This is a genomic window from Corallococcus sp. M7, from assembly GCF_054512695.1.
Window position 1 is genome coordinate 1,510,597 of record NZ_CM137252.1, and the last position, 20,262, is coordinate 1,530,858.

Here is a 20,262-nt window from a genome sequence, read left to right on the forward strand (position 1 = left end):
GACAGACGAAGCCGCGCTTAAAGGCACTCGCCCGGGCGGCTCATGTCCGGGATGCAATCAGGCAGAATGAGGCGTGCCTCCACGAGATCGACGATGAGACGGTAGTTCTCGTACCACTGGCGCTCATCGGATCGGATAATGGGAGGCATCAGGCCTGCGCGGACCTGGAGGCGGACCTCGGTGAAGGGAGCAACGGTCGCCTGCGCTTCGTAGAGGACGTACGGTCCGATGTAGCCCCAATCATCCTTTGCTGTGATCTCCTGAATGGCCAGATCGCTCCAGAGTCCATTGCCCAGGTTCTGCTGAAGGACGAGGAGGGCGGACATGGGCTTTGCTGGGAGCCCTCCTGGCGTGTAGGGCCTGGAACTCACAACAGTCATTTTCGCCTGCACACGCACCGTTTTGGCTGTCTGGTGAATGAACAGGGCAGGGATCTGAACGAAGACGTGACCCGGGGTGAATGCGGTCAACGGTTTGGTGAAGAGTTGGGTCCCCAACTGCGCGGTATCGGTGGGGCAATGGATTTCAGGACCTCCCCAGCCGGAAACCATCCTCCCATCATCCCAACGCCACTTCTGACTGGAGCAGCCCGTGTAGCCGTCAATCCTGCAGGGCTCACTCGGTGAATAGTCGAACCAGGACGTCGAGGGTGGGTTTGCTCCGGGGGATTGGCATGCCAGTGCGTTGGTCTTGTTCCAACTGGTAGGTGCGTCCGTCGGGTTCTGCTCCGTGCAAACACTGGCGATAGGACGATCAGCCCAGTTGCACATGTCGAGCGAGACCTCCTTGACGTACTGGGCATTCAATCCGGTCTGAGTGCCCTGGACATCGCCCAGAAGGCGCATGTCTTCCGATGCTTGCGGTAGCAGTCCTGCCAGCGCTGATGAGCTTGAGAGCAGGATGGACAACAGGATGATTCTTTGAAGAAAAGGCATACGGGCTGGCGTCATGGCTTGGATGGACCGGAGCCCGGCGGACACACGTATGCCTTGCCGAAACCGGTTGAAGGTGTGGGTGGTTTGCTACGGGTCCGTAGGCACCGGGGATAGCGCCTACACCGTGTCGCCTCTCTGACCTGCAGGGGAATGCAAGGTCAGGGCGTACGTTTGGACGTACTTCAGGGGAAACAGTAGAACGACAGGTCACTGACTATCAAGGGGTTTCTTGCGATTCTAGCGCTTTACCCTCGATTCTCAGGTGTGGATGGAAATGTCTGGTGGCGAGGATTTTTCCGTCCGCTAAGGCTGTGTTTGGACGCACTGCGCTTGTGGGCAGGCGCCTGGGGAGTGAAGTCGTTTCCGGCCGGTGGAAAACGACACGGCCGCCCTCCCCAAGACGGGAAGGGCGGCCGTGAGAGGCATTGTCGCCGGATGCCGCGTCAGTCGCCTTCGTAGATACCGATGAGGCCCGGGGTGACGACGCCGGTCTTCTCGTTCTTGACGCCTTCGAAGGCGACGAGCACGCGGCGCTTTCCGGCGGAGCGGTCGAACTGGATGTCGGACACGCTGCTGAAGGAGGTGACCGTGTGACCGAAGACGTCACCGCTGTACTTCACCGTGCTGCCGCCATTCAGTCGCGTGATGCCGCCCCACCAGTTGGCGCCCACCCAGAGGCTGCCATCCCACGGGTCCGTCGCGATGGAGGAGGTCGGCGCCATCGCGGGGGTGCTGCCCTTGGCGGGCGTGTAGTTGACCAGGTCCTGCATCACCTTGGTCTCCACGGTCCCGTTGGCGCTCAGGCGAGCGAGGCCGTAGTAGAAGGAGCTGACCCACACACCGTCATTGGACGCCGGAGCCATGCCGGAGACGTTGTCGTCCACGCGCTGTGCGGCGGTGGGGTAGTTCGGCACGGCGTCAGGCCAGATGTCGAAGCGGTTCCAGTCGTAGCCCGAGTCCTCCGTCTCGCTCTGGGCCTGCCAGTAGTTGTCCCCGTTGGTGCCGTAGCGGAAGCGCGTGGAGCGGATCTGCCCGCCGAAGAAGACGTCGTGGTTCTCCGTGATGGAGATGCCGTAGTAGCGGTCCGACAGCAGCTCGCCCGCGGAGCCCGAGATGGCGGGGTGCACGTGCTCGTAGAGGCCCGCGCACTCGAACTCCCACTTGAAGCCTTCCGTGTTCCAGGGGCGCGAGTCCCAGCAATAGGACGGGACGATGCCGTTGAACTTCGCGTCGCCCATGGCGAAGCCGTGGTTGCCGCCGAACCAGACGACCTCCTTCGCCGGGTCGTAGGCGATTCGATAGATGGTGCAGACCTTCTCGCGCCCACGCAGCTCGGCCTTTACCTTCTTGGGGCCGGTGTGGATGTCGTAGTGCACGACGTCGATGGTACCGTCCGCCTTGAGCGTCACCTTGTCCGCGTCACCGCTCTTGTAGACGCTGGCGTCCGGCTCCCGGTGGTCGTTCTCCGCCTGGTCCCACTCGTCCTCGCAGGTGGGCATGCCCGGCTGGGGCGGCTTGCCGGCGTAGCCGACGAACACCGTGCCGTCCGGACCCCCGGCCACGGAGATGACCTTGAGGTACGGCATGCCCGGCGGCGGACCGCCCACGCCGTCGCGCATGCGGCCGTAGGGGCGCAGGCCGTCGGACATCGTGAAGCGTTGGATGGTGTTGGAGCCCTTCTTGATGAGGAATAGGCCCTCCTCACCGCCCGCGACCCAGACGTTGCCGCCCTGGTCGGCGGTGATGCCGTACACGTAGCGCGGCGCTCCCTGCTCCTGGTTGTAGAACGTCCAGCCCGGAGCCGAGGGGCGGGGATAGGTCTGAACCTTCTCCGGAACCCCCGCGTCGGTCCCTGCGTCGGTACCGGTCCCCGCATCCGTGCCGGTGCCCGCGTCCGTACCCGTACCGGCATCCGTGCCCGCATCCGTCCCGGTGCCCGCGTCGGGAACCTGGGTCCCCGCGTCCGTCCCGGTGCCCGCGTCCACGTCGCCCGTGCCCGCGTCCGGCAGCCGCGGGTCCTCGTCCACGGGCGTCACCGGCACCACCGGGTCGCCCACCTGGCGCGTGTCGCCGTCGTCGCCGCCGCAGCCCGTCCACCCCAGCGCTCCCGCCAACAGGAGCGCTCCCGTCCACCGCCACCCGTGCTTCATATGCCGCCCACCTCACACTGGGCCGGGGGAGGGTCCCCCGGCACGAAGCCATTGTTCGCGGCCATCAAGGCAAGGAGGGTGCCAGCCCCCGGAGGCCGGTCACCGTCGGGACACGGGCAGTGTGCGTCGCTTGAGCGACAGCGGGTGGGCAACCCTTTACCCATTGTGTGAACGCCGGAGTCCCGGAGCAGCCCGCAACCGTGCTAGGGCCTGGGCAATGGCTGGGAACGACGCACGCGGCCGCACCCCGTTGTCCCTCGTGGGACAGGAGCCGGACCTCGTCTTCTACACACGGCAGGCTTCCGAGCACGGCGGGCCCGTGCTCGTGCTGGGCGCCGCCAACGGCCGGGTGCCGTGGGCGCTCGCGGGCCACGGCTTCTCCACCGTCGGCGTGGACCCCTCCGAGGCGATGATCCGCTCCGCCGAGGAGCGCCGCGCCTCCGAATCACAGGACGTCTCCGAGCGCACGCGCCTCATCGCCGCGGACCCCCGCGCGCTGCGGCTGCCGGAGCAGTTCCCCCTGGTGCTCGCCCCGCAGCACGCGCTGGGCCTGATGTCCGGCAAGGACGACCTGGAAGCGTTCCTCGCCACCGTGCGCCACCACCTGGCCCCCGGCGGCACCTTCATCTACGACGTGCTCAACGCCCCGCGCGAACCCGTGCTGCCTCGCGATGACGACGAGCCCGGCTCCGCCGTGGAGCCCCGCCGCCCCCTCTTCGCCCTGCACCTGCGCGAGCGGCGTCCGGCGGGCGGCCAGAGCCCCATCCGCCGCCTCAAGCTGAAGCACTTCCTGCCGGAGGAGCTGGAGAGCGCCCTCCTCGCCAGCGGCCTCACGCTGCGCGAGCGCTACGGCCGCTTCGACGGCAAGCCCTTCGACCTGGAGGACCTGCGCCAGATTGGCGTCGCCGGGGCTTGAGCCCGCTTCAACGCTCGAAGCGGTAGCCCAGGCCGCGCACGGTGAGGAAGTGGCGGGGCGCTTCGGGGTCCGCCTCGAACTTCAGCCGCAGCTGGCGCATGAAGTTGTCCACCGTGCGCGCGCTGCCCTCGTAGTGGTAGCCCCACGCGCCGGACAGGAGCTCCTCGCGCGTGAAGGTGCGGCCCGGGTGGGCGAGGAAGTGCGCCAGCAGCTTGAACTCCTGCGCCGTCAGCTCCACCGGCTGCCCGTCGCGCGCCACCGTGCGCTGGGACAGGTCCACCTTCACGTCCCCGAACGTCACCGGCGGCGGCGTGGTGCCCGTGGCCCCGAAGCGGCGGCGCAGCACCGCCTTGATGCGCGCGAGCAGCTCCTGGAGGCCGAAGGGCTTCACCACGTAGTCGTCCGCGCCCAGGTTGAGACCCAGGATCTTGTCCGACTCCTGGCCCCGCGCGGACAGCACCACCACGGGCGTGTCCCGGCCGCGCTGGCGCAGCTCGCGGATGACCTCGTAGCCGTTCATCTCCGGCAGCATCAGGTCCAGCACCAGCAGGTCCGGCGCCTCGTCCAGCGCCTTGGCCAGGCCCGTGCGTCCGTCCTGGGCCTGGAGCACCTCGTAGCCTTCGAAGCGCAGGTTCATGGATACGCCGGTGAGGATGGACAGGTCGTCCTCCACCACCAGGATGCGCTGGGGCTTCTCGTCGTGCGGGACGGAGGTGCTCATGCGCGGCCCACCGGCAGCTGGATGGTGAAGCAGCTGCCCTGGCCGGGCTCGCTCTTCACGGTGATGCGGCCGCCGTGCGCGTCCACGATGCGCTTGCTGATGGCGAGCCCCAGGCCGCTGCCCTCCGTCTTGCGCGTGAGCAGGTTGTCCACCCGGTAGAAGCGCTCGAAGATGCGCTTGCGGTCCTTCCTGGCGATTCCCACTCCGTTGTCCTCCACAGACAGGTTCACGTGTCCGCCGTCTCTCTGTGCCCGGAGGGCGATTCTGCGGTGGGTGGGCCCACTGTACTTGTAGGCATTCTGCAACAGGTTGAGCAGCGCGCCCGCCACCGCGACCCGGTCCACCTCCACAGGTGGCAGCCCTTCCTCCACCTTCACGGTGAACTCCATGCCGTCGCCGTGACGCTGCGTGCGGAAGGCCGCCACCGCCGCGTCCACCACGTTCGCCACCGGCAGTGACTCGCGCTGGTACACCTTGCGGCCGCTCTCGATGCGCGCCCAGTCCAGCACCCGCTCGATGAGGTCCGACAGGCGCTCGGTCTCCTTCGTGAGCAGGTCCAGCACCTCCTGCTGCTGCGCCGGGTCCTTCAGCCGGCCCAGGGCCAGCGTCTCGATGAACATCCGGATGGAGGTGAGCGGCGTGCGCAGCTCATGGCTCACCAGCGACACGAAGTCCGTCTTCATCCGCGACAGGCGCGCCTCGCGGTAGAGCACGCGCGCGGTGTAGCCCACGCCGAAGGTGAGCGTCAGGTAGAACAGGCCCAGCAGCACGCCGTACACGGCGCGGTTGCGCGTGGACGCGCTCGCGATGGGGTCCTCGCCCGTGGGCAGCACCACCAGGCGGAAGTCCTGCAACGGCGCGGACAGCACGCGCTCCGCGAGCACCGGTGGCCCCAGCGCGTTCTGCCGCGCCTGCGCCACCTCCGACATCAGCCGGTTGACGAGCCCGCCCTCGCCGGATGTGTCGCGCGGCACGGGAAGCAGCGTGAAGCGCACCGGCTCCGACGTGGCCCGCCCCTGCGCCTTCTCCGACAGGAGCGCGTCCAGCGCCACGCCCGACAGCCGCACGCCGCGCACGGTGGCGCCCTGGCGCTCGGCGGCCACCATCACCGCGCGGCCTCCCGTGGCGAGCGAGAAGACGGTGGGCACCGTGGGCAGCGAGGCGGCCTCCGGCACCAGCGCCGCCAGGGCCTCCGCCAGCTGCGGGTCCTTCGTGCGGACAAGCCCGTTCTCCACGTGGAAGGTGCCGTCAGGGTCGGACAGCTCCTGGTCATCCGGAAGCAGGAAGGCCAGCCGCTCGGAGTCCACGCGCTCCAACCGTCCGCTGCCGAGCGCGCGGGGCACCTCCGCGGACAGGTCCGCCAGCGTCCCCCGCCACGCGGCCTCCAGGCGTTTCTCCACCGCGGCGCGCTCGTTGATGATGGCCACGACGCCGAAGCCGGACAGGCCGGCCGAGGGCAGCACGACCAGCAGGATGAGCAGCGCGAACGTGCGCCGGAAGCTGAGGATGACGGGCGCGGGACGAGTCACGGCCCCCTGTGTCTACACGCGACGGCGGCCGGGTGCTCGCGGCTTTTGGAGGGAGGGGGGAGTCTTCCCGACATTGTCCGGAGGCATACGGCGGGTGGAGAAGCCGTCGACTTCGGGTGGGCGGCTGAGCGAGCATGCGGCCCTCGGGAAGGCGTGTGTGCAGGGCCGGCACGCTTCCGGACAGGCCGTGGGGCATGCGCGCAGGGTGGGGCCGGAAGAGCGCGCGAAAGCCTTCGCGGGAGGGGATGGCATTTCCGATGCGACGGCAGGGATGGGCCGCGCTGTGCGCGGTGACGACGCTGGTGCTGTCGGGTTGCAAGGAGCGCGAGGTCGCGAACACCTGGAGCAATGCCTCCGGGTCCGTGGCGCTCAGCCGGGACGACTCGCTGCTCTACGTGGTGGACGCGGACAACGGCATCCTCGCCGTGGTGGACACCGCCCGCCGGGAGAAGGTGTCCGAGGTGCGGGTGGGCCCGCGCCCGGAGCGCGTGACGGTGGGCCCGGATGACACCGTGTACGTGACGAACCGCGGCGGCAGGAGCGTGTCCGTCATCCGCAAGGGTGACGCCGTGGAGGCCGCGCGCGTCCCGGTGGGCGTGGAGCCCACGGGCATGGCGATGTCTCCGGATGGCCGCACGCTCTACGTGGTGAACAGCGCCATGCGTGAGTCCGCCGCGCGAGGCAGCCTCACCGCCATCGACACGGACACGCTCACGGCGCGCTGGGAGCTGCCGCTGGGCGAGGAGCCGCGCGGCATCGCGCTGCTGGAGGACGGCCGCAAGGCAGCGGTGTCCCTGTTCCGTCAGGGCGACGTGATGACGGTGGACCTGTCGGACGCGAACCAGCCCCAGGTGATGCGCGCCGGCACGGACCTGCTCACGAAGGCCAACCGCCCGTCGTCCTCCCCGTCCGGAGGAGGGGGCTCCGGGTTCGATGAGCCGCTGCCCGTGGAGACGGGCCCGCGCTCCTTCCGGTCGCGCGGCATGGTGGACCTGTTGAGCGCTCCAGACGGCCGGCGCCTCTTCGCGCCGGTGCTGTGGTCGCGCGAAGACCCCCTGGGCGGTCCCGTGGACGGCCGCGGACCCGATACGGGGGACTCCATGTACGGCGGCGGGACGCCCTGCGGCGCGGCGGCCGGTGGCGGCGTGGTGGCCGCGGGCCTCATCACCTTCGACGCGGAGGACGAAGCGCCCCGGCCGGTGGTGGACGACCTGGACCAGTGCAGGCCGCCGCCGGAGGAGAAGCCGGACTACCCCACGTCGCTCATCGCGAGCCCGATGTTCGATGCGCCCCTGCAGGGGCCCTCGGCGGCGGTGGTGGACCCTACGGGCGCGTGGCTGTTCCTGGTGAACCAGGACACGAACAACGTGGCCATCCTGCCCTCGTGGCGCCGCTCCGGTTCGGACCTGCTGAGCGAGTCGAGCCCGGTGCGGCAGTTGGTGGCGGTGGGCGCGGGCCCCAACGGCATCGCGCTCACGCGGGACGGGCGCAAGGCGTACGTCTACAACGCGTTCGACCACACGGTCAGCACGCTGGGTTCCAGCGGCAACGCGTTCGGGGACATCCGCGAGGAGGGCGAGCGCCTGGTCATCGCGGGCGACACGCTGACGCCGCTGGCGGCGGAGGGCCGGCGGTTGTTCTTCAGCGCGCTGGACCGGCGGATGACCAGCCCGTCCGTGGCGGTGTCCTGCGCGTCGTGCCACCTGGAGGGCCGCGAGGACGGCCACGTGTGGGGCTTCCCGGACGGGCCGCGCCAGACGCCCAGCCTGGCGGGGCGCATGACCACGGCGACAGCGCCCTTCCACTGGAGCGGCGAGTTCTCCGCGCTGGGGGATTTCATGAGCGCCACGGTGAAGGACCGCATGGGCGGCCAGGAACTGGACGCGGACACGGTGGCGAAGCTGGGGGCGTTCATCGACGCCATCCCCGCGACGGACAACGCGTTCCGGGGCGAGCCGCTGACGGCGGCGCAGGCGCGCGGAGCCGCCCTCTTCACGCAGGCGAAGTGCGACACGTGTCACACGGGCGCGGCGCTCACGGACAACCGCAACGTGGACGTGGGCACGTTCGTGCTCTCGGGGGTGCTGCAGGACGCGGCGGCGGTCATCAAGGTGGGGCTCAACACGCCGTCGCTCCTGGGCGTGGGGCGCACCGCGCCGTACCTGCATGACGGCAGCGCGCCCACGCTCAAGGCCCGCCTGATGAACGGCCGCGAGACGAACCAGCACGGCATGACCGCGGGGCTGTCCGACGCGGACATGGACGACCTGGTGGCGTACCTGGAGACGCTGTAGCCCGTTGGTGAAGGCCTCCGGGAGGGAAACCTCCTGGAGGCCGCGAGCAGCGCCGCGAGCGTCAGGGCGTCCTGGGCGCGGGCTGTTTCGGAGCCGGCGCCACGGGGCGCGCTCCCTGCGGCGCGGAGAGCAGGTCCGGCGAGCCCGAGCGCGGCGCGGTGAGGCTGTCCAGCGGCTCCAGCGGCTCATCCAGGAGGAGGCTGTCCCCCGCGTCCGCCGGAAGCGCCGTGCCCGCGTCCGCCGTGGCATCCACCACGCCGTGATTCGACGTCACCGCGAGCCGGGCCACGTCCATCGCACGGTCGGGGTCATCCCCCAGCCAGGTCACGACCACGACGCACGGCGTGTCGTCATCCCACGCCACCACCTGCGTCATGCCCTGCACGGGGTTGCGGCGCGCGGCGGCCTTGCCCAGCGCCGGAATCTCCTCGCCGCCCGCGTTCAGCGTGGGCGCGAGCAACGCGCGCACGTCCGCGCCCGCGTAGCTCGGCTGGCAGTCATACGTCACCGACACGGACACGTCCGCCAGCGCCGCCGAGCGCAGCGAGCACACGGGCCCGCACGTGGGACACGCGCGCTCCTCCTTCATCGTGAAGCCGTTCAACGTGAGGTCGCGCAGGTCCGCCGGCAGCAGCTCCTCGCACGAGGGCACCGTCAGCGGGGACGGACGCCCCGGCAGCCCGAGGGCCCCCGCGTCCGACGCCTCCGTGCCCGCACCGGGCCTGCTGCACGCGCCCAGGGCGAGCGCCATCAGCAGTGCACCCCGTCCGAACCTCATCCCGTTGGCTCTCCTCACTGACGCCATGCGCGCGGGCGCGGATGGTAGACCGTGCCCGGCCCCCGTCATCAGCATTGTGGCGCGGCTGCCACTTTCCGGACGCGACCGGATGGCGGGGGAGAGGTCGGGCAGGCCGGCCTCGTTCATGGCCGGAGCGTGGGCTAGGCTGCCTGCCTTCTTCCACCATGCGCCTCCCCGGTCTCCTCAGCCTGTCGCTCCTGGCCCTGGCGCCGGCCCTCTCCGCGCGGGCCCAGACCTCCAGCCCGCCTCCCCGGAGCGCGGTCCCCGACGAGTCCTGGAGCGAACCCGGCAAGCCCGCTCCCGAAGCCGCGCCCGCGAGTCCCCAGGCCGCTCCGAAAGAGGAAGAGCCCACCCGCGTCCAGCCGCCGCCCGAGGCCGAGGGCTGGGAGTCCTTCCCCGGCGCCTCCGACCCCGTCCCCGCGCCGCCACCTCCGCCGCCGCCCCGGGCCCCGCCTCCGCTGCCCACCGAAGCGCCACCCGCGCCCCGCCGCGTCAAGGCGCCTCGTCCGCCGCCTCCGCCCCAGGCCCCCAACCGCTACGGGCTCTACGGCGGCCGGTCGCTGGGCTCCGGACACGCGGGCGTGGGCATGGAGCTGGGCTTTCCCTTCGTGTCCGCGCGCGGCGTGTACGGCGTGCTGGAGCACCTGGACCTGGGATTGGGCGTGGACACCGTCTACGGCCTGATGACCGAACTGCGCGCCAGCGCCCGCCTCACCCTGCTGGACAGCGACAACGTCAGCCTCGCCTTCGTGGTGGACGGTGGACACGCATTCTTCCTGCGTGCCCCGGACACCGAGGACAAGGGCGCGCGCTACCTGAGCGGCCGGCGCGACTGGAACGTGGCCCCGGGGCTGGTGACGTCCTTCCAGGGCGACAGCCCTCGCGGGTGGCGGCCGTACCTGGGCGTCCGCGTCCTGATGGCCTTCGACATGGATCCCATCCAGGAGGATCCGCTGTCCGGTATCCCGCCCGCGTGGAAGCTGGATGCGTCCGTCCTCGTCCGGCTGGGCGCGGAGTTTCCCGTCGGAGAGAAGACGTCCTACGCTGTCTCGCTCGGTGGCGACTTCCGCAGCCGCTCCACGGACGCGGAGTTCATGCCCACGCTGTCCGTGGGCGTGGTGTCCACGCTGTTCTGAAATCCCCCTCCCACCTCTCGACCCGAGGTCATCTCATGCGCGGCAGTGTCATCGGTGCAGGTTCGTTCGGAACGGCGCTCGCCAACGTGCTCGCGGTGAATTGCGACGAAGTCCGCCTGTGGGGCCGTGAGCCCTCCGCCGTGGAGGCCATCAACACCCGCCACGAGAACGCCACCTACCTGAAGGGCATCCCCCTCTCCGAGCGCGTGCGCGCGACCACGGACCTGGAGGAGGCGCTGTCCGGCTCGGAGATGGTGGTGCTCGCCACGCCCAGCCACGCCACGCGGGAGGTGCTCGCGCGCGCCAGGTCCTTCCTGCCCAAGAGCGTGCCGCTCGTCACGGTGTCCAAGGGCATCGAGAACGGCACGCTGCTCACCATGACGGAGCTGCTGGAGGACTGCCTGCCGGAGGAGTTCCACCCGTACGTCGCGGTGCTCTCCGGCCCCAGCTTCGCCAAGGAGCTGGCGCGCCGCATGCCCACGGTGGTGACCATCGCGTCGCACTGGGACAAGGTGGCCCAGCGCTGTCAGAAGGCGCTGCAGACGGACACCTTCCGCTCGTACACGTCCACGGACGTGGTGGGCGTGCAGTACGGCGGCGCGCTGAAGAACGTCATCGCCATCGCCGCGGGCATGGCGGACGGCCTGGGCATGGGCCACAACGCGCGGGCGGCCATCATCACGCGCGGCCTGGCGGAGATCACCCGGCTCGCGGTGAGGAAGGGCGCCAACCCGCTGACGCTCTCCGGCCTGTCCGGCATGGGCGACCTGGTGCTCACCTGCACGGGTGAGCTCAGCCGCAACCGCCACGTGGGCATGGAGCTGGGCAAGGGCCGCAAGCTGCCGGACATCCTCGCGGAGATGAAGGAGGTCGCCGAGGGCGTCAAGACGGCCAAGAGCGCGCGCGACCTCTCCCTCAAGACGGGCGTGGAGCTGCCCATCTGCGAGCAGGTCTACCTCATCGCCTACGAGGGCAAGAACGCCAAGACGGCGGTGGTGGACCTGATGACGCGCCAGCCGAAGTCGGAGCTGTCCGGCGTCTGAGGACGCCGGAGAACCTCAGGGGCCGTCCTAGTAGCGGCGCGGCTTGGCTTCCGGACCCGCGCCGCGCACGCGCCACACGGTGAGCCGCTCGGAGTTGGTGTGGCTCAGCACGAGCCCCTCCGTCTGCATCTCCTCCAGCAGGCGGTTCGTCTTGAGCCGGTCCAGCCCGATGGTGCGGCCCAGCATGTCGCCGGGCATGCCACTGATGTTGCTGCGCAGCTCGTTGATGATGGCGCGCTTGAACTCGTTCTTCTGCAGGCCGTCCAGGTCCTGCGACCGCCACGAGGACAGGATGCCCCAGCCGATGAGCAGCAGCGTCACCACGGCGAGCACCGGGTAGACGATGTGGCTGTTCTTCTCGAGCAGCTCGATGTAGCCGGTGGTGATGGACGAGACCGGCCGGTCGTAGTCCGGCCCGGAGTCCTGTCCGGGCAGGCCTTCGATTTGGGCCGTCAACAGGGGGATGAGCAGTTTCAGCGCGGGAGCCAAGGCCCCCCGACTCTACGGGGAGGGCCCCCGCGCCGACAACCCGCCCACCGTCAGACGACGCCGATGGACTCGGACGCACCCTCGGCGAACAGGGTGGTGTCCGCCTTGGCCAGGAGCGTCGCCAGGCCTTCGCGCTTCACCGCGCTGATGGCCACGCCGCCCTTGGAGCGCAGGAGCGACTCCACCTCGTCCGCGGACAACTGGTCCGCCTTGTTCCACACCATGAGGCGCGGCTTCTCCATCAGGCCCAGCGAGGCGAGGATCTTCTCCACCGCCTCCACCTGGTCGTCGCGCGCGGGGTCGCTCGCGTCCACCACGTGCAACAGGAGGCTTGCGTCGTACAGCTCCTCCAGCGTGGCGCGGAAGGCCGCCACCAGGTCCTTGGGCAGGTCCCGGATGAAGCCCACCGTGTCGGTGATGATGACCTCGCGCTCCTGCGGGAAGCGCAGGCGCCGGCTCGTGGGGTCCAGCGTGGCGAACAGCTTGTCCTCCGCCAGCACCTCCGCGTTGGTGATGGCGTTGAGCAGCGTGGACTTGCCCGCGTTGGTGTAGCCCACGATGGAGATGACCGGCACCTCGCGCCGGTTGCGCTGCGCCCGGCGGACGCTGCGCTCGCGGCTGATGACGTCGATGCGGCGCTCCAGGTTGGTGATGCGCTCGCGCACGCGGCGGCGGTCGATCTCGAGCTTCGTCTCACCGGGACCGCGGCCGCCCACGCCACCGCCCATGAGGCGGCTGAGCGAGTCATCCCCCTGCACCAGCCGGGGCAGCCGGTACTTCAGCTGCGCCAGCTCCACCTGCAGCTTGCCCTCGGCCGTCTGCGCGCGCTGCGCGAAGATGTCCAGGATGAGCTGCGTGCGGTCCAATATCTTCAGGCTCGTCGCATCGCCGATGTGACGGCCCTGCGACGGGGTGAGGTCCTTGTCGAAGATGAGCAGGTCCACCATGGACTGCATGGAGCGCAGGTTCAGGTCCTCCAGCTTGCCCCGGCCAATGAGGTAGCGCGGATCCGCCTCGCGCTTCATCTGGAGCACGCTGTCCACCACCTCCACGCCCGCGGTGCGCGCCAGCTCCTTCAGCTCCGCCAGGGACGACTCCGCCCGGGCGCGGTTGCCGTCCAGGCACACCGCCACCAGGATGGCGCGCTCCTTCCCGGACACCGTGCGCGCGGCGGCCTTGCGGTTGAACTCCTCCTCCAGCGCGTCCAGCGTGGCCAGCAGGTCCGGCTGTTCTCCGTGCACGTTGGGCAGGGTGGACACGTGCCAGAACTCACCCGCGCCGTTCTCCGGCACCAGGTAGGCCCAGTGAAGCACGCCGGGCAGGCCTTCGTGGCCCACGCCCACGGCCGCCACGCAGTCCAGGCGCAGGAGCGCGAGGTCCGTGAGGTCGTCCTTCGTCAGGGGTTCGCTCTTCAGGTGCGTGTGCACCAGCCGCAGGCCACGCAGACGAATCTGCCCGGCGCGCGCACGGCCGATGTCCGGCAGCTCCAGCTTGTGCGCGTTGCCGACGACGACGTGCTCGATGTCGCCCTTGCGGTTGATGAGGACGCCCACCTGACGGTTGAGCTCGTGCGAGAGCTCGGTGAGGTGGCGGGCAAGCTCCGCGGACACGATTTCGCGCGGATCCACGCGGCGGCGGAACGTGTTGCGCAGCCGCTGCTGCTCGCTCGTCTTCAGGCCCAGGGTGTTGCCGTAGATTTCCTTCAAACCGTTTCTCCTGGCGCGGACATCGAACGACCCGCGCCGCATTCAAGGCATTGGATGGACAGGAGCCGTCCGCGTTTCATGACAAAGCCCTCCCGCCGGTGTGCCGCGAAGCCTGGTGAACAACCAGCCACGCGCGTCCTTTCCCGTTCCAGCCTACGCTGCCTTCCGTGACTGATTCCGCACGCAACGCCTTGCGCGGGGCCCGCCGCGTGGTGGTGAAGATCGGGACCAACGCGCTGACGAGCGCCACGGGCCGCTTCAACCGTGCCCACTTCGACGCGCTGGGGCAGGACCTGCTGTGGGCCGCCGGGGGCCGGGAGCTGGTGGTGGTGTCCAGCGGCGCCATTGCCCTGGGCATGGAGCGGCTGGGGCTTCCCGCACGCCCCCGGGATATTCCCGGCAAGCAGGCGTGCGCGGCGGTGGGGCAGAGCCGCCTGATGCAGGCATACGAGGAGGCCTTCGGCCACGCGGCCCGGACGGTGGCCCAGGTGCTGCTCACCCACGAGGACGTGCAGGAGCGACGGCGCTACCTCAACGTGAAGCACACGCTGGAGCGGCTGCTGGCGGCGGGCGTGGTGCCCGTCATCAACGAGAACGACACCGTGTCCGTGGACGAGCTGAAGTTCGGCGACAACGACACGCTGGCGAGCCTGGTGGCCGGCGTGGTGGAGGCGGACGCGCTGGTCCTCCTGTCGGACGTGGAGGGGCTCTACACCGCCGACCCGCGCAAGGACGCCGAGGCGCGCCTGATGCCCTCCGTGCCGCGCGTCACGGCGGACGTGCTGGCCCTGGCCGGTGACGCCACCAGCGCGGTGGGCACGGGCGGGATGGCGTCCAAGGTTCGCGCCGCCGCGCGCGCCGCGGAGCTGGGCATCCCCTGCGTCATCACCTCCGGCGCGGTGCCCGGCCGCCTGCGCGGCGTGCTGGAGGGAGACGCCGTGGGCACGCTCTTCGAGCCCGCGGGGCGCCGCAGCGCGCGCACCGCGTGGATCGCCCACGCCCTGCGGCCCCGGGGCCGGCTGGTGGTGGACGCGGGCGCGAGGGAGGCCATCGTCACCGGCAAGCGCAGCCTGCTGCCCAGCGGCGTGACGGGCGTGGAGGGGGACTTCGGCCGGGGAGACCCGGTGGATCTGACGGACGCGGCAGGGGCGGTGTTCGCCCGGGGCCTGTCCACCTACGACGCCAACGAGCTCAGGCGCATCGCCGGGCGGCGCAGCGCGGACATCGAGGCGGTGCTGGGCTATCGCTACCTGGACGAGGCGGTGCACCGCGACGATCTGGCGGTGCTGTAGCCGCGGTCCGCGCAAAGGCCGCCTAGATGGAGCAGGAGACGGACTTCACCGTGCCGGTCGCCGGCTCCGTCAGCCGCATCAGCGCGCGGAACTCCGGGGAGTCCACCTTCATCAGGAGCAGCGACACCTCCAGCTCGCCCGGCACCCGGCCGAGCTGGAGCTTGCGCTCCTGGCCGTGCAGCAGGGCGAGCTGCGAGTGGCCTTCCCCCTCCGGCAGGGACAGGTCCACCTGGAGCTGGAACGAGTCGCCCTCGCCCTTGGGCGTGAGCACCAGCCGGTAGTCCGGCACCGTCGCGCCCGGACGGCGGCGCTCGGCGCGAAGGGTACGGCCCGCTTCACCCAGCAGCTTGGGCTGGGCGATCAGCCGGCCGTCGCGCCGGACCTCCAGCGCGAAGTAGAGCGGTTCGGAGCGGGCGTGCGCCGGGGTGGAGACGAAGGCCAACAGCACCAGCGCCAGCCCGGGAAGCCACTTCTTCAGCAGGGAGGTGCGGTCCATGGTCGAGCCCTCGTCAAAGCTTCGGTCCGCCGCGTCGGCCCCACGGCAGCCAGCAAAGCCTCCAGGAGGCCCGCTGTCGCTTCTCACCCAAATCGACAATGTCCAAGGAATAACCCAGACGCGCGCCGAGTGCGAGCCCCACGCCCGGGGTTGTCTGCTGGCTTGCGGACGAAACGAGGGGTACATGGCGGTACCTGCTTGCCTGTTCAGGTTGGGGCGGCTATCCCCCCTTGGACGGAGCTGGTCCCCCTCCACTGTTCCTTTTCTGTTCGTTTCCATCCCTGCCCCCTTCTCCCACCCCGGAAGTCCCCGGTCTCTTGATCTCCCGGGTCCTGTCCGCCATGGTCACCGATCACCTGAATGGACCGCACGGAACGCATCCTTGATCTCGTGGCACTGCTGCTCGACGCGCGGGAACCCATCTCGTGGGCCGAGCTGCGTGAGCACTTCCCCGCGGACTACGGCGGCTCGGACGACGCCGCCGAACGCAAGTTCGAGCGCGACAAGGCGGAGCTCGTCGAGCTGGGCTTCCCGCTGAGCTACGTGCAGGGCGACGACGAGCGGCGCGACGGCTACCTCGTCGACCGCAACGTCTACTACCTGCCGGAGGCGGACCTCACGAAGGAGGAGCTCGCCGTGCTCTACGCCGCCGGCTCCGCCGCGCTGGCGTCCGGCGCGTTCCCGGGCCGCGACGACCTGGCGCACGCGCTGCGCAAAATCGGCTTCTTCGCCGGCGAATCCCTGCCCACCCCGCGCGTGCGCATGGAGCTGGGCACCGGCCAGCAGGGCCAGGAGAAGGAGGTCTCCGCCCGCCTGGAGCAGCTCTGGGACGCGTGCTCCGCGCACAAGTGGGTGCAGCTCACCTACGGCAGCCCCCGCAAGGACGGCGTCACGGAGCGGCGCGTGGACCCATACGGCCTGGCGCTGCGGCGCGGCGTGTGGACGCTGGTGGGCTACTGCCACCTGCGCCAGGGCCTGCGCACCTTCCATGTCCACCGCATCCGCGAGCTGAAGGTGAACACCGCCCGGCCGCGCACGCCGGACTTCGAGGTGCCGGCGGACTTCTCGCTGGACGCCCACGTGGCGTACTTCCCCTGGCAGTACCGCTTCCATGAACCGCTGGAGGTGACGCTCCAGCTCACCGGGCCGCAGGCCTCGCGCGCGGGGTCGCTGTTCCCGGGCGCGGCGCTGGAGCCCGTGTCGGAGGGCGTGGTGCGGGCCCGCTTCCCGGTGACGTTCCTGGACGGGCTGACGCGCTTCGTCCTGTCGCTGGGGCAGGACTGCCGCGTGGAGGGGCCTCCGGAGGCGCGCGAGCGCCTGGAGCGGATGGCGGCGAACATCCTGGCGAAGCACGCGCCGGTGGAAGGTCAGCGGGTGAGCGCATGAGCAACGTCCATGAGCGGCTGCGCCGCCTGCTGTTCCTCGTCCCCTACGTCTCCAAGCACCCCGGCGTCACCGTGGAGGCCCTGGCCAAGGCCCTCAACATCAGCCGCGAGGACCTGCTGGAGGAGCTGGACCTGCTCACCTGCGTGGGCCGGCCGCCCTTCAACCCGGACGACTACATCGACATCTACGTGGACAACGACCGCGTCTACGTGGACCTGGATCAGCGCCTCTTCGCGCCGCCCCGGCTGACCGCGGGCGAGGCCGCGGCCCTGGCCGCCGCGGCGGAGCTCTTGCGCCCCGCCACCGGCGACGCGCTCCAGAGCGCCCTCACCAAGCTGGAGGGCATCATCCCGCCCGCCGCCCGCGAGCGCTTCCGGGACATGTACCGGAAGATCGACGCCTCCGCGGACGCGCCCCCGGCGCTGGGACCCCTCACCCGGGCCATCCTGGAGCGGCTGGAGGTGACGTTCGGCTACGCCAGCCCCGGCCGCCCCACGGAGCCGCGCCGGGTGCGCCCCTACGAGCTGCTCAGCCACCGGGGCCAGTGGTACCTCCAGGGCTTCTGCCACACCCGCCAGGACGCGCGCCTGTTCCGGTTGGACCGCATGGAGGACCTGGCCGTGACCACCACCGCCTTCCAGCCTCCTCCGGACGCCCGCGCGGACGTGCCCAACCCGGCCCGCGGCGCCAGCGAGGCCTCCGTCCGGGTTCGCTTCACCCCGACGGCCGCACCCTACGTGAAGGAGCGCTTCGGCCAGGATGCCCGCCCGCTCGCCGACGGAGGGGTGGAGGTGCGGGTGGCCGGAGACAGTGAGCGCTGGCTCACGCAGTGGGTGCTATCCTTCGGGGGAGAGGCGGAAGTGCTGGAGCCGGCGAGCGCGCGCGCCGCCGTTGCCCGAGCCGTACATGCCTCGATAGGCTCCTAGGACGACATGGCCTTCCAACTGACGATCTCCGAGGGAAAAGACGCCGGCAAGGAGTTCGTCTTCGACCAGGACTCCGTACTCATCGGGCGCACCTCCGAGTGCGACGTGGTGCTGTACGACCCCGGCATCTCCCGCCGCCACTGCCGCATCTTCAAGGACGGTGACGGCTACGCCGTGGAGGACCAGAAGAGCGCCAACGGCACGGTCGTCAACGGCGCGGCCGTGCAGAAGCAGACGCTGGCGGACGGCGACACGCTCACGCTGGGCCCGGTGACGTTCCTCTTCGCGATCGCCGCGGAGGACGCGCCCACCGGCGAGGACGAGAAGCCCGCGGAGGACGGCGCCAACAGCACGCGCATCGTCTCCATCGACTCCGTGCGCAAGTCGCGCAACAAGAAGGGCGCCGCGCTCGTGCCGGAAGGCGCGGACGAGGAGGACCTGCAGGGCATCCGTGCGGAGTCCACGCGCATGAACATGCGCGCCATCCGCCGGCCCACCTCTTCCGCCCAGCGCGCGGTGCCGCAGGATCCGCCCCCGGAAGAGGACGCTCCGGCGGCCATCGAAAAGCCCGCTCCCGCGGCCCCGCCCGCGCGCCGCACCGGCTCCCAGTCCTCCCGCGCGGTGGCCCGCACGCCCCGCGCCGGTGGCGCCAGCGGCGGCGGCGGTGGCCTGTCCGCGGCCGAGCGCGCCCGCATCCGCCGTGAGACGCCGGGTCTGATGGCCAACCTGCGCCTGTTCTGGGCGGAGGCGAACTCCAAGGTCCGCGCGGGCGTGATGGCCGGCGGCGGCGTGGTGGTGCTGGGCCTCTTCGCCCTCATGTACTGGCTGGTGCTGGGCGGCGAGGACACGGTGCAGAAGGGCGAGGAGCCCGTGCGCCTGTCCAACCAGCCCATCAACGACTCGTTCGGCCTGGGTGACGGCGTCACCTGGAACCGGCCGGACATGAAGGTCTTCGAGTGGGAGTTCGTCGCCGCGACGCGCGCGGTGGTCATCCTCCACTACCAGGCCCAGGGCATCTCCAAGGACGAGGTGGTGGTGAGCGTCAACGGCGTGGACGTGGGCAAGGTGCCCCCGGACACGCTGGCCAGCCAGGAGCGCTCGCTGGAGCTGATGATCCCGCCCCAGCAACTGCGCAAGGGCGAGCCCAACCGCATCATCTTCGACAACACCCGCAACCCGCCGGGCGAGGACACCTGGCGCGTGTGGAACGTCTGGGTGGAGCGCGCGCTCTTGCCCGAGCAGCTGTCCACGCAGCAGCTCATCGAGAACGCCAAGGATCTCTTCAAGAAGGGCGAAAAGAACTTCCAGACGCCGGACATCGGCGCGCGCAACCGCTACGAGGCCTGGAAGTCCTTCCGCGAGGCGTGGCTGATGCTGGAGGTCCACCCGGACCCGAAGCCGGACCTGTACGACGATGCCCAGGAGTCCATGAAGCGCGCCCAGCAGGAGCTGGACCGCACCTGCTCCAAGCTGCTGTTGGAGGTGGAGGGCTACTACAACCAGGGCCACTACAAGCAGGCCGCCTCCACGCTGGACCACATGCGCGAGTACTTCCCCGAGTACGACCAGCCGTGCGCCACGCGCGCGGAGAACAAGCGCGCCGAGTACGGGCTGTAGCCAGCAGTCGTTGGCCAACGGACGGTGCAACCCCGCCGAGGAGGCGGGCAGGGCCCGTCCGGGTTGCCGGTCCCTCCCCCCGTTCCCACCCTGAATGGGGTGATGCGTGAGCTGGCGGGGGAGGACGGGCGGTCAGAAGGGTTGGTTCCAGCGGCGCGCTCGCCGGGACCGGTGCCCGAGCACGGTCCGGTGTGGAGCGCCGGGGTGTCCCGGCGCCTGCTCGCCCGGTACTACCTGCCGCAGCACCACACCACCCTCCAGGGCAATGCGTGCCGGCTCCTGCGTGACGGCGTGGAGGCCTATCCAGAGATGCTGGAGGCCATCCGCCGCGCTCGCCGCTCCATCCGCCTGGAGACGTACATGTTCGTCACCGACGCGGTGGGCGAGCTCTTCGGCCAGGCGCTGGCGGAGGCCGCCGAGCGCGGCGTGCACGTGAAGGTCCTCTACGACGCGGTGGGGTCCTGGACCAGCCGCAAGAGCTTCTTCGAAGGCCTGCGCGCGCGGGGCGTGGACGTGCGGGCCTTCAAGCCCTTAAGCCTCCAGCGCGGGCTGCGCCACCTGCTGCGCCGGGACCACCGGAAGATCCTGGTGGTGGACGGCACGGTGGCCTTCACGGGCGGGGTGAACATCGCGGCGCACTGGGCCCCGGAGGGGCAGGGCGTGGCCTGGCGCGACGACGTGCTGCGCATTGAAGGCCCCGCGGTGCATGAGCTGGAGCGCAGGTTCCTGGCCACGTGGCGGATGATGTTCCGCGACCGGCTGAGCCGGCTGCGCCGGCGGATCCGCGGCGGGTCCAGGCGCTGGAGGCCCGGCCCCTGAAGGGCGAC

Annotated in this window: 17 protein-coding genes; 9 read left to right on the forward strand and 8 right to left on the reverse strand. The window is 70.4% G+C overall.

Annotated elements, in window-relative coordinates:
• Positions 1 to 17: 17 nt before the first annotated feature.
• On the reverse strand, positions 18 to 908 hold the full coding sequence (locus ACX114_RS06290) for a hypothetical protein (protein ID WP_459295709.1): 891 nt from the start codon (positions 906 to 908) through the stop codon (positions 18 to 20).
• A gap of 470 nt (positions 909 to 1,378) precedes the next feature.
• Positions 1,379 to 3,085, reverse strand: a complete 1,707-nt coding sequence (locus ACX114_RS06295; RefSeq protein ID WP_459295711.1) for a hypothetical protein — start codon at positions 3,083 to 3,085, stop codon at positions 1,379 to 1,381.
• A gap of 217 nt (positions 3,086 to 3,302) precedes the next feature.
• Here ACX114_RS06295 and ACX114_RS06300 point away from each other — a divergent pair, with 217 nt between their 5' ends.
• Positions 3,303 to 4,001 (forward strand): class I SAM-dependent methyltransferase, encoded by a 699-nt coding sequence (locus tag ACX114_RS06300; protein WP_459295713.1) that lies wholly within the window; start codon positions 3,303 to 3,305, stop codon positions 3,999 to 4,001.
• Between the two features lie 7 nt (positions 4,002 to 4,008).
• Here the strand turns inward: ACX114_RS06300 and ACX114_RS06305 are convergent, their stop codons facing one another.
• Both ACX114_RS06305 and ACX114_RS06310 read right to left on the reverse strand, forming a co-directional pair.
• Positions 4,009 to 4,722, reverse strand: coding sequence for a response regulator transcription factor (locus ACX114_RS06305; protein ID WP_459295715.1), 714 nt, complete (start codon positions 4,720 to 4,722; stop codon positions 4,009 to 4,011).
• Positions 4,719 to 6,251, reverse strand: coding sequence for a sensor histidine kinase (locus ACX114_RS06310; RefSeq protein ID WP_459295717.1), 1,533 nt, complete (start codon positions 6,249 to 6,251; stop codon positions 4,719 to 4,721). Before ACX114_RS06310 ends, ACX114_RS06305 begins: the two co-directional genes overlap by 4 nt.
• 257 nt (positions 6,252 to 6,508) lie before the next feature.
• Here ACX114_RS06310 and ACX114_RS06315 point away from each other — a divergent pair, with 257 nt between their 5' ends.
• Entirely contained in the window at positions 6,509 to 8,545 is a 2,037-nt protein-coding gene (locus ACX114_RS06315) for a c-type cytochrome (RefSeq protein WP_459295719.1), read from the forward strand.
• 61 nt (positions 8,546 to 8,606) lie between these two features.
• Here the strand turns inward: ACX114_RS06315 and ACX114_RS06320 are convergent, their stop codons facing one another.
• Entirely contained in the window at positions 8,607 to 9,323 is a 717-nt protein-coding gene (locus ACX114_RS06320; protein ID WP_459295721.1) for a hypothetical protein, read from the reverse strand.
• A 185-nt stretch (positions 9,324 to 9,508) separates the two neighbouring features.
• Here ACX114_RS06320 and ACX114_RS06325 point away from each other — a divergent pair, with 185 nt between their 5' ends.
• A complete protein-coding gene (locus ACX114_RS06325; RefSeq protein WP_459295723.1) occupies positions 9,509 to 10,480 on the forward strand; it encodes a hypothetical protein in 972 nt (323 codons plus the stop codon).
• A 35-nt stretch (positions 10,481 to 10,515) separates the two neighbouring features.
• Positions 10,516 to 11,523 carry an NAD(P)H-dependent glycerol-3-phosphate dehydrogenase gene (locus ACX114_RS06330; protein ID WP_459295725.1) on the forward strand — a complete coding sequence of 336 codons (1,008 nt, stop codon included), beginning with the start codon at positions 10,516 to 10,518 and terminating at the stop codon, positions 11,521 to 11,523.
• Positions 11,524 to 11,550: 27 nt separating this feature from the next.
• Here ACX114_RS06330 and ACX114_RS06335 read toward each other — a convergent pair whose 3' ends face one another.
• Both ACX114_RS06335 and hflX read right to left on the reverse strand, forming a co-directional pair.
• Positions 11,551 to 12,012 carry a hypothetical protein gene (locus tag ACX114_RS06335; protein ID WP_459295726.1) on the reverse strand — a complete coding sequence of 154 codons (462 nt, stop codon included), beginning with the start codon at positions 12,010 to 12,012 and terminating at the stop codon, positions 11,551 to 11,553.
• Positions 12,013 to 12,062: 50 nt separating this feature from the next.
• On the reverse strand, positions 12,063 to 13,718 hold the full coding sequence (gene hflX / locus ACX114_RS06340; RefSeq protein WP_459295728.1) for a GTPase HflX: 1,656 nt from the start codon (positions 13,716 to 13,718) through the stop codon (positions 12,063 to 12,065).
• 167 nt (positions 13,719 to 13,885) lie between these two features.
• On the opposite strand from hflX, the gene proB reads away from it, so the two are divergent.
• Positions 13,886 to 15,010 (forward strand): glutamate 5-kinase, encoded by a 1,125-nt coding sequence (gene proB, locus ACX114_RS06345; protein WP_459295730.1) that lies wholly within the window; start codon positions 13,886 to 13,888, stop codon positions 15,008 to 15,010.
• A gap of 22 nt (positions 15,011 to 15,032) precedes the next feature.
• Here the strand turns inward: proB and ACX114_RS06350 are convergent, their stop codons facing one another.
• On the reverse strand, positions 15,033 to 15,506 hold the full coding sequence (locus tag ACX114_RS06350; protein ID WP_121779442.1) for a hypothetical protein: 474 nt from the start codon (positions 15,504 to 15,506) through the stop codon (positions 15,033 to 15,035).
• A gap of 360 nt (positions 15,507 to 15,866) precedes the next feature.
• On the opposite strand from ACX114_RS06350, the gene ACX114_RS06355 reads away from it, so the two are divergent.
• The 4 genes from ACX114_RS06355 to ACX114_RS06370 all read left to right on the forward strand — a co-directional run bounded on the left by ACX114_RS06355 (position 15,867) and on the right by ACX114_RS06370 (position 20,254).
• Positions 15,867 to 16,892 (forward strand): helix-turn-helix transcriptional regulator, encoded by a 1,026-nt coding sequence (locus ACX114_RS06355; protein ID WP_120576864.1) that lies wholly within the window; start codon positions 15,867 to 15,869, stop codon positions 16,890 to 16,892.
• On the forward strand, positions 16,889 to 17,818 hold the full coding sequence (locus ACX114_RS06360) for a helix-turn-helix transcriptional regulator (protein ID WP_223741262.1): 930 nt from the start codon (positions 16,889 to 16,891) through the stop codon (positions 17,816 to 17,818). Before ACX114_RS06355 ends, ACX114_RS06360 begins: the two co-directional genes overlap by 4 nt.
• Positions 17,819 to 17,824: 6 nt before the next feature.
• Positions 17,825 to 19,435 carry an FHA domain-containing protein gene (locus ACX114_RS06365; protein WP_459295734.1) on the forward strand — a complete coding sequence of 537 codons (1,611 nt, stop codon included), beginning with the start codon at positions 17,825 to 17,827 and terminating at the stop codon, positions 19,433 to 19,435.
• A 204-nt stretch (positions 19,436 to 19,639) separates the two neighbouring features.
• Positions 19,640 to 20,254 carry a phospholipase D-like domain-containing protein gene (locus tag ACX114_RS06370; protein WP_459295736.1) on the forward strand — a complete coding sequence of 205 codons (615 nt, stop codon included), beginning with the start codon at positions 19,640 to 19,642 and terminating at the stop codon, positions 20,252 to 20,254.
• The last annotated feature ends 8 nt before the right edge of the window (positions 20,255 to 20,262 follow it).